Genomic DNA, 10320 nt, shown 5'->3' with positions numbered 1-10320 from the left:
ATCCGTTTTAGACTTGATCCTTTGATCCCCTTTGATTCCAAAAAAGTAGAAATAAAAAAGCCTTGAATTTCTTCAAGGCTTTGAGCGGAAGACGAGGCTCGAACTCGCGACAACCAGCTTGGAAGGCTGGAGCTCTACCAACTGAGCTACTTCCGCATTGCGAGTGCAAATATAAGCATGTTTTTTGTTTGTACAAACTTTTAAAGTATTTTTTTTAAAAAAAATACGATTAATAACTCATTTTTCCGATAAAAACTTTCTTATAAAGTAAATCTCTTTCTTATAAAACCGTATTTTTGTGTATCATGATCCGTATAGAAACCATTCCAAAACCACAAAACCACTTCACTATAAATGAAGAACTTACACACAAAAAACCATTAAAAAGTTATTTTCAAATAGTACTCCTTTGGCTATTTTTCCTTATCTTAGACTGTTTGATAAAACATTTTTTTCACCTTTCTTTTTAAAGTAATTTATTCACTTTTACGAATTCGCATTAAGCAAAAGAGAGGACTATCTTAAAAAATAATCAAACAACAACTTATGAAGAATTTTATTAAACCATTTGGAACAGTTTTTGAAAGAAAATTCTATAGACTTAATTTGGTTTAATACGAGCATAAGCACAGCGAATGTTTATACAAAAACTAATTACAAGATATATAGTCGAAGTATTTGATAGAAACAATATAGGTTTAGACTATATTGTGTATAAAGAAATTAAAATATGAAAAAAATTTACCCTATATTCATTTGTTTTCTAATCTACTTAGGTTGTGCTAACAATACTAATTCTAAGCTTTTTTCAACAGAAGAAAGCATAAAAAATGCTTTAAAAAATGAAACTTTATTAGAAAACTGGGATTTAGATGAAAATAGAATAGCCTTATTAGAAGCCATTAGAAAATCCACAGAGGAAGGATTAAATCCTGAAGATTATCATTATTCTGAATTATTAAGATATGAAGATTCTATAATACTAACACTTGATCAAAAAGAAAATTATCACAAATTACTCACCATCGCTCTCATTAAATATAGCTCCCATTTAAAAAACGGAAAACTTAATGCAAACGAAATCTATTCTGATTGGGAAATAACTCCAAAATCCATAGTAACGGATTCAATATTAACCAATATTTTAGCAAAAAAGCAAGTAGACAGCTTAATTAACGAAAGCAAACCGAAACATTATATTTACAAACAACTTAAAAAGGCTTTATTACAAATTAATACTATGCCGAATGAAGTTTTTGACACTATAAAACCTAAACCAAATGAAAAACTATACTTTGGATTAAAGAATAGCAGTACGATTGCTAAAATTAAAAAGAGACTACGATTATGGGGTGATTTAAAACCCAATGATACTCTTTTTAATAAAACATTTGATGAAAATTTACAAAAAGCAATCATCTTATTTCAAAATCGTCACGGATTGCAAACAGATGGTAGAATAGGCTTAGGAACCCTGAAAGCATTGAATTACAGCAAGGAGTATCGCAGACAACAAATACTTGTAAATCTTGAAAGATGGCGATGGTTTCCTGTAGATCTGGGCAATAATTTTTTAGCCGTTAATCTTACGGATTTTCAACTACAGCTTGTAGAGAACAACGATACTATAAAAACATATAAGGTAGTAATTGGTCAACCCAAGCGCAAAACACCTATTCTATCTTCAAAAGTTGACAATATCGTTTTTAATCCCACATGGACGGTTCCTCCTACAATTATAAAAGAGGATTTAATTCCTGCTGCTACAAAAAGTAGAAATTATTTTTATAAGAGTAAAATCAAAATTTTTAATTCTAAAAATAAGGAAATATCGCCATATTCATGGAAGCCTGAAGACGCATTAAGTTATAAATACGTTCAAGATCCTGGTTACAACAATTCTTTGGGATTGGTAAAAATAAATTTCAGCAACAAACACCTCGTTTATATGCATGATACGAATCACAGAGAACTTTTTATCAATCAATACCGCGCTTTGAGTTCTGGCTGTATTCGAATAGAAAAGCCACTGCCATTAGCAGAATATTTATTAAGAGATAAACTAAAAAAAGAATATGTAAAAGAAGAAATCATCCAAAAAAATAAAACAAAAAACACAGTCCCTATATACAAGAAAAAACTAATAGAAGTGCCTGTTTATTCACTAGCAGAAATTGATACAATTCTTCAGAAGAAAGAAACAAAAGCTGTAAGAGTAAGTCAGAATTTTGGAATTCATTTCCTATACTTTACAGCTTGGTATGCTAAAGAAACCTTACAGTTTAGAAACGATATTTACGAATATGATTCTGAATTATATTTACGACTAAGCGGTCAGTTTACTAGCAATATCATAAGCCCTGGTAGGATGATAGATAAATAAGCATGTTTTATCTTTTACTGTATTTATAACATCGCATTTAATGGCTTCTGGTATGGCTGGACACCCTTGACTTCTCCCTAAATAGCCTTGGAGTTTTATTGCAGTTGGGTTAGCATATTCGGCTCCGTGCATTACAACGGAACGGTTTCTTGCGTTATCATTAATTCCTCTTTCTTGACCGTCTAACTTCAGAGACAGACCATGCTTACCTATATACGTTTCTCCTGTTATATAAAAACCTAAGCTACTTTTACTAGAATTTAATTCGTTTGAAAAACTACTAGCAAATTCACCTCCCGATTTCATTCCGTGTGTAACTAAATTATTAAATAAAATTCTGTTCGAAATCAAATCAATAACCCACATTCTTTTTTTAGTTGATGATAAACTAAAATCAATTACCGTTAATACGTCTTTTTCTATTAATCCTTTTTCTTTTAATGAATAATATCCAAACATTGCTTTCTTAAAGCATTCCATAGGCGGCAATGCCAAATGGTTTGCGTCTAAAGAAAAATAGATCATCTCAATTTTGGCTAACATAGCAAAATTACTTTTACTCGTTACCAAGTCAGAACTCTCGTTATTAGTAGTCTTTGGGGAAAAAGACATTAAGAATAACAAAACAAGGGGTAAAAATCTGTAAACCATTGACAATCTTTTATTTATATTGTTATTACTATAATACAAATATCATAAAAAAATTTGACATAGCAAATTATTTTTGCGTTTTGTCGATTTTTTTTGCATTTTGTCGATTTATCATTCTTTTTTATGATTCCATTCTTTTTGGTTGAAGGAAAATAAACGAACCTTGTTTAATATCCTAATTTTCAATCCCAAGAAAAATCATAAAGATACCCTTTCGGAGTTACTACAAAATATAAAATAAGAGGCTGTCCTAAAATAGACTGCACCCAAAAAGTTAGATATTATTTGCGTGCAGTACATCCTGTTGCACTAGAAAAAATACTTCTTACTCCAAAAGTAATAGCTCCACTAACTGCTCTTCAAGAAGCTGCTTTTAAAGCACTACCTATGTAATACTTAACTCCATCTTTTAAATACGTTATTGCGGTATAACTAAACAAAGCTATTGTAGCTGCTATTCCCGCTGCAATAAGCAATGGTATAACCTCTCCACTCGGATCATTGACTATCAATGGGTTATTCATTACGTATCCATACTTGTTATAACACTGTGTATTGGTCGGATCTTGTCTATTTTTGTCTGCATTCAAAAATCAACGTAAAGTAGGATCATACAACCTCCCGTTCACGTGAATCAATCCTTCGTCTTCGAAATATTCATGACCGGTATACCCTCTATCCAATAATTGCATGATACCACGTGTTAAATTTCCCCAAGCATCAAAATGACATTCTTCTAATCGTTTCCCTTTTTCATCAATTATTGCTAATATGGTCCCTAGATAGTCCTTGTGCTGGATTAAGCGAAAACTTTTATATTATTTTTTAAAAAACTTGTTACTTCCTGTTTTTTTTCTCCAATTCCTCTATGCGCTTATTTTGTATTTCCAATTGTTTTTTTTGTTGAATTACATATAATGTTAATTCTTCAATTTTTTGTAATAATTTTATCTGAAATGCTCCGACGTTCACACCTTCTTTTTCCATTTCTTTTGCTGATGCTATTTCGGGTAGATGTCTTTTTTCTTTTACATGTTTTTCTACTTCTTCTAATTTGGGTAGGTTGTAATCGTCGGCAAAAACAAAATCCGCTGTAGGGGTAGTGGTTACTTTTATTTCTTTGGCTTCTAATTTTCCTTGTAGTGCGGCATTACCTAAACCTGAAATACGAAAACGTTCACTAATTGTTTTACCATCATTGGTATAAAACTTCACCGAAGCCGAAATATCCGTTCTTGGACTAATAATCAAATCACCAGCCTGTCCTAAAGCACCAGATTCTGCCCACGACAATTGTGCAGGAATCTGAGAAATTACACTACTTATTCTGTTATTAAGAACCACTCCCGCATTAGTATTATCCCCCACGTGTAATTTTCCTAAAGGAGTTGTAATTCCTACCCCTACATTACCATCTGCTTTAATAACCATACCTTTATCCCATTTCCAATTGTTTTCAGAATTGGGTGCTATATGCAATGTATTTCTACCGTCATCAGGCGTATGAAAAATCCATGAATTAGTTCCTCCTGATACAAGATCGCTCGCATATAAATTTTTACTTAAAGTAACATTCCCATTTACATTCATATCTCCATTATCGTGTAAAACTAAACGCTGATTTGAATTTGAAAAATTATTAGGATAATTCCAAAACTGTAAGCTATTACCATAGGGACCTGTCATATTGTACATTCTCCATACTGCTCCTGCTTCTGTTTTTTCTGGATTATATAAAGATAAAGCAGGTCCTTCTTTACCTGAATTTGTAATTCTAATATATCCTCCATTGACTTCCATTTTTTCCGAAGGATTATCTGTACCGACTCCTACGTTTCCATTATCTAAAAAAGTAACCAATTTCATATTATCATTCCTTCTCCTAATATAAAACTTCCATCCTGACCCATCTCCAAAATCAATAGCTCCCGCATTTGGACTCTGAAAAGCTGCTCTGAAAATAGGCGAAGCTCCATGTTGAAAGTTCAAAGATATATCCCCATAAACATCTAGCTTTGTTATAGGTAATACTGTTCCTACCCCTACATTACCATTAGGTAAAAAAGTCATATATGCCTTGTTCCAGTCTTTACCAATAAATCCATAATCTAAAGTTGGAGCACCATTTATTGAAGTAGTTCCCTTGCCTCCAAACATAATTAAATTAAGATTGTTTGGATCCGAGTTTTCTCCTATTTGAAAACCTCTACTCCATCCTCCATTCCATCCTTTTAATGAACTAACATCTATTCTAGCACCATAATTGGGACCTCCTAACCCAATACCTACATTATCAATAACTTGCTGTCCGTATCCTAAAGAAGCTACTAATCCAAAACATACAGTTCTTAATTCCTTAATTTTTATTTTCATTATGTTCTTTTTAAATCTTAATTTTTATTTTGTTTAATGGTTATGAACGAAAAGTAAAAAATTGATTTCTAGTAATCATCTCATTTTTACTTCATAACCTAATTTCAATTACAAAAACTCATTCCTTGACTATTTTTATATTTTTTTCATCTCCTGTGGTATATTCCATCACTATTATATACATTTCTTTAGGCGGGTTCCCAAACTCAAACACCATGGTATTCATTTGTTCTACTCCTATCACTGCACGTAATACTTGTCCTTAAAGTAAAATCAAACGGAATGACCGAATTGATTTACCTTGAATAGATTGCCACTGTAAATACGACTGCTAGTAAACTGGATTGAAATAATAAGAGAATTACTACACCCTCGAAACCAGATGTAAATCAGACGATACCAATTCCTCAACTAACTTTATATCTATTTTATTTAAACTAGGGCAGTTTATACAAAAAGAACGTTTAATCTGGTTGCCTACCTCATCATATTCAAAAAGTAGCTTACTTAAATCTTAAGCATAACAAATCCTTATAAGAAATAAAAAAACACCAAAATAACTTCTCATAAAACCCTATTTCTTTAAAAACTACTACAAAAGTATAACAAAAACACATCTTATTCCAAACCCCCTTTAATCCTCTAAGAATAACGATTTGATTTACAGAAAGTATTATTTTTACAATTTGATGAAATACTTATTTATCAGATGAAATACAAATTTGTGTAAGGTTTTTTATTCCCTTTTAAAAATGTTTTTAAAAAAATCATAAAATCTAGGTGATAATCATCCTGTTTTTTAACCATTTTTTACAAAACAAAAATAATTGATAATGAAAGCCTAATTTCATAGTCTAACTACTTTTTATTAGAAACTATTTCATTCTTTTGGTTTACTCTATATCAATAAAATTACAATAATTATAGCTATTTTATTTGTATCCATAATTTGATCTCTAATTCACAAAAAATAACGTTTGATAACCCCGCTTTATAATCTGTTCGAATTAAAAGATCATATTTGATTTCAAATTCCTAATTTTGAGGTTTCACATAACACTTCTAAAAATGAATAAAAAAGTAATTCTAATGATTCTTGATGGTTGGGGAAAATCACCTGATCCTAAAGTATCTGCTATTGACCAAGCCAATACTCCTTTTATAGATACCCTTTATACACAATTTCCAAATGCTACATTACGAACTGATGGACTTAATGTAGGCCTACCTGATGGACAAATGGGAAATAGTGAAGTAGGTCACATGAACTTAGGTGCTGGAAGGATAGTATATCAGGATTTGGCTAAAATTAATCTAGCTGTTCAAAACAAGACTCTTAATAACGAAAAAGTCTTGCTAAATGCCTACGAGTACGCTAAAAAAAACAATAAACCTGTACATTTTTTAGGATTAGTATCAGATGGGGGGGTTCACTCACATACAGATCATTTAAAAGGACTGTTGGATGCTGCAAATGATTATGGTTTAAAAAAAGTTTTCGTTCATGCTTTTACGGACGGTCGCGATGTAGATCCAAAATCTGGTGAAAAACATATAGATGATTTAGCGCAGTATTGTACACGTTCAGCAGCTAAAATTGCCACTATAACAGGACGTTATTTTGCTATGGATCGTGACAAGCGTTGGGAACGGGTAAAAAAAGCGTATTCCGTTATGGTAGAAGGTATAGGAAAAAAAGCTACTGACCCTGTAACCGCTATTAGAGAGAGTTATTTTAAGAACATAACAGATGAATTTATTGAACCAATTGTATTAGTTGATGCTCATCAAGAACCCTTAACAACAATACAAAATAGCGATGTGGTTATTTTCTTTAACTTTAGAACAGATAGAGGTCGTGAACTAACGGAAGTTCTTTCTCAAAAAGATCTTCAGGAACAAAAGATGAATCATCTAGACTTGTATTATGTAACAATGACCAACTATGATGAAACCTATAAAAATGTATACGTTATTTATGACAAGGACAATATTACAGAAACCTTAGGTGAAGTAATATCTAAAACCGATAAAAAACAAATTAGAATAGCCGAAACTGAAAAATATCCACATGTTACTTTCTTCTTTTCTGGAGGGCGAGAGGAGCCTTTTGAAGGTGAAAGTCGAATTTTATGTTCATCTCCTAAAGTAGCCACTTATGATTTACAGCCTGAAATGAGTGCATTTGACCTAAAAAACGCATTAATTCCAGAATTAAAAAAAGAAACAGTAGATTTTGTGTGTCTTAACTTTGCAAATGGTGATATGGTGGGGCACACGGGAAATATGCAAGCAGCTATCAAAGCATGTGAAGCAGTGGATCAATGTGTTAAAGAGGTTATAACAACTGCTTTAGAAAATAATTACACAACAATACTCATTGCTGACCATGGCAACTGTGACACTATGATAAATCCTGACGGAAGTCCTAATACCGCTCATACAACCAATCCTGTTCCTATTATCTTAATAGATCCAGAATTAAAAAATATAAACGATGGTGTTTTAGCAGATATAGCTCCGACTATTTTAGAATTAATGGGGATTTCCAAGCCCGAGGTAATGACTGGAAAATCTCTACTATAAATATTTGTAAAAAAGAGGTTGTCCCAAAAGTATCCAATTATTACTTTTAGGACACCCTCTTTTTAATTATCTTCTAATTTTTTGTTCCCATTCCCAAGCGCTTGTTAATGCTTCTTCTAGGGTAGATTGAGATTTCCAGCCCAAAACTTCATTAGCTTTTGCTGTATGGGCGTAAGCTTCTGTTATGTCACCTTCTCGTCTTCCTACAATTTTATATGGTAATTTTTGACCTGATACTTTCTCAAAAGTAGAAATAACTTCTAACACGGAACTTCCTGTTCCTGTTCCTACATTAAACACCTCTACTTTTTCTACATTTTTTTTAGCTAAAAGGCGTTCTAAGGCTACCACATGGGCTTTAGCTAAATCTACTACATGAATATAATCACGAATAGCCGTTCCATCTTCTGTAGGATAATCATTTCCAAAAACCGATAATTCTTGTCGTAATCCTATAGCTGTTTGTGTAATAAAAGGTATTAGATTTTGGGGAACTCCTAATGGTAATTCTCCTATTTCTGTAGAAGGGTGTGCTCCAATTGGGTTGAAATAACGTAGTAAAACAGCATTTATATTAGTTACTTTAGTTACATCTGCAATTATTTCTTCTCCTATTTGTTTTGTATTCCCATAAGGAGATATAGCTGACTGTACAGGAGCATCTTCTGTTATGGGCATTTTTTCTGCTTGTCCATAAACTGTACATGAAGAACTAAAAATAAAATGGGCTTCTGATTTTTGTTGTAATTCTTGTAAAAGATATACTAAAGTATTTATATTATTTTCATAGTATAACAATGGATTTTCTACACTTTCCCCAACAGCTTTACTAGCAGCAAAATGAATAACCCCATTTACATCTTGATATTTTTGAAAAAAATCTTGAACTGATTTTTTATCACGTAAATCAATTTTTTCAAAAATAGGTTTCTTACTTGTAATATTTTCAATTCGTTGTAAAACTTCTATCGACGAATTTGACAAATTATCTATTATAATTACCTCAAAACCTTTGTTTTGTAATTCTACTACAGTATGAGACCCTATAAACCCCAAGCCTCCAGTTACTAATATTCTCATAAAAATTAATTTGTTTGTTTATTGATTATTGTTATTGATTATTGTTAACAGAGAAGTATCTATCCTATAAAGTCTAGAACTACATCTGTAATAAATTTTATTTGTTCATCATCCAATTCTGTATGCATTGGTAATGCAATTACTTCCTTAACTAACTGATTCGTCACCATAAAATCCGCTTCATTATAACGTTCATCCAAATAAGCTTTCTGACTATGTAAAGGAATTGGATAGTAGATGGCACATGGTATTTCTTTTGATTGTAAATGTTCTAATAAAGCATCACGTTTACCGTTAATAACCCTAAATACATATTGATGAAATACGTGATCATCAGTATTATTATTAAATTCAGGTATCACAATATTAGGATTTGATCCCAGAGCTTGATTGTATTTATAAGCTGCTTCTCTACGCGCTTTATTATACGCATCTAAACGCGGTAATTTTGTTTTTAACACACCTGCTTGAATGCTGTCTAAACGAGAATTTACCCCTACTACATCATGATGGTAACGAACATACATCCCATGATTTACAATTCCTCTCATACTATGAGCCAATTGATCATCATTTGTAAAAATTGCTCCACCATCGCCATAACAACCTAAGTTTTTAGAAGGAAAAAATGAAGTAGCTGCCACATGACCAATTGCTCCTACTTTTGCTTTTGCCCCATCTTTAAAAGTGTAATTAGCTCCAATAGCTTGTGCATTATCTTCTATAACGTATAGGTTATTTTCACGAGCTATTTCCATTATAGCCTCCATATTTGCCGCTCGACCAAATAAATGTACTGGAACAATGGCTTTTGTTTTAGCTGTAATTGCCTTTTTAATTGCCTCAATAGAAATGTTCATTGTATCTATATCTACATCTACTAATACAGGTGTTAATTGTAATAATGCAATTACTTCCACAGTAGCCGCAAAAGTAAAATCAGCCGTAATTACCTCATCGCCTGGTTGTAATCCTAATCCCATCATGGCAATTTGCAAAGCGTCTGTACCATTTGCGCATGGAATTACATGTTTAACACCTAAATATTTTTCTAAATCAGCTTGAAATTGATGAACTAAAGGTCCGTTGATATAAGTTGTCGTATCTAAAACTTCTTGAATAGAAGTATTAACTTCCTCTTTTATTTTATCATATTGGCTTTTTAAGTCAACCATTTGTATCTTTCTCATCGAGTAAAATTTAGGTTACAAATCTACTAATTTAATAGCTTTTCTACTAAATTTTAG

Annotated in this window: 6 protein-coding genes, 1 tRNA gene and 1 pseudogene; 2 read left to right on the top strand and 6 right to left on the bottom strand. The window is 31.9% G+C overall.

Annotated features, from left to right (window positions below; genetic code table 11):
* Positions 1-83 precede the first annotated feature (83 nt).
* A tRNA-Gly gene (locus B0A78_RS10565) sits at positions 84-156 on the bottom strand.
* 574 nt (positions 157-730) lie between these two features.
* On the opposite strand from B0A78_RS10565, the gene B0A78_RS10560 reads away from it, so the two are divergent.
* Positions 731-2383 carry a L,D-transpeptidase family protein gene (locus tag B0A78_RS10560; RefSeq protein ID WP_014164791.1) on the top strand — a complete coding sequence of 551 codons (1653 nt, stop codon included), beginning with the start codon at positions 731-733 and terminating at the stop codon, positions 2381-2383.
* On the opposite strand, the gene B0A78_RS10555 is transcribed toward B0A78_RS10560, so the two are convergent.
* The 3 genes and pseudogenes from B0A78_RS10555 to B0A78_RS14905 all read right to left on the bottom strand — a co-directional run bounded on the left by B0A78_RS10555 (position 2327) and on the right by B0A78_RS14905 (position 5407).
* Positions 2327-3034, bottom strand: coding sequence for a murein L,D-transpeptidase catalytic domain family protein (locus tag B0A78_RS10555; protein ID WP_041253349.1), 708 nt, complete (start codon positions 3032-3034; stop codon positions 2327-2329). The genes B0A78_RS10560 and B0A78_RS10555 overlap by 57 nt on opposite strands.
* 482 nt (positions 3035-3516) lie before the next feature.
* Positions 3517-3828, bottom strand: a pseudogene (locus B0A78_RS15095) (RHS repeat domain-containing protein); the annotation flags it as partial.
* Between the two features lie 43 nt (positions 3829-3871).
* Positions 3872-5407 carry a hypothetical protein gene (locus B0A78_RS14905; RefSeq protein ID WP_065213742.1) on the bottom strand — a complete coding sequence of 512 codons (1536 nt, stop codon included), beginning with the start codon at positions 5405-5407 and terminating at the stop codon, positions 3872-3874.
* A gap of 1068 nt (positions 5408-6475) precedes the next feature.
* Between B0A78_RS14905 and gpmI the strand changes: the two genes are divergently transcribed.
* A complete protein-coding gene (gene gpmI / locus B0A78_RS10540) occupies positions 6476-7993 on the top strand; it encodes a 2,3-bisphosphoglycerate-independent phosphoglycerate mutase (protein ID WP_065213743.1) in 1518 nt (505 codons plus the stop codon).
* A 66-nt stretch (positions 7994-8059) separates the two neighbouring features.
* Here the strand turns inward: gpmI and galE are convergent, their stop codons facing one another.
* A complete protein-coding gene (gene galE, locus B0A78_RS10535) occupies positions 8060-9073 on the bottom strand; it encodes a UDP-glucose 4-epimerase GalE (protein WP_014164787.1) in 1014 nt (337 codons plus the stop codon).
* 59 nt (positions 9074-9132) lie between these two features.
* Positions 9133-10263, bottom strand: coding sequence for a DegT/DnrJ/EryC1/StrS family aminotransferase (locus B0A78_RS10530; protein ID WP_065213744.1), 1131 nt, complete (start codon positions 10261-10263; stop codon positions 9133-9135).
* Positions 10264-10320: the final 57 nt, after the last annotated feature.

Source organism: Flavobacterium columnare NBRC 100251 = ATCC 23463, assembly GCF_002530675.1.
Classification (GTDB): Bacteria; Bacteroidota; Bacteroidia; order Flavobacteriales; family Flavobacteriaceae; genus Flavobacterium; species Flavobacterium columnare.
The sequence above is the reverse complement of the archived record's forward strand: the minus strand, read 5'-3'. Positions and strand labels throughout refer to the sequence as shown.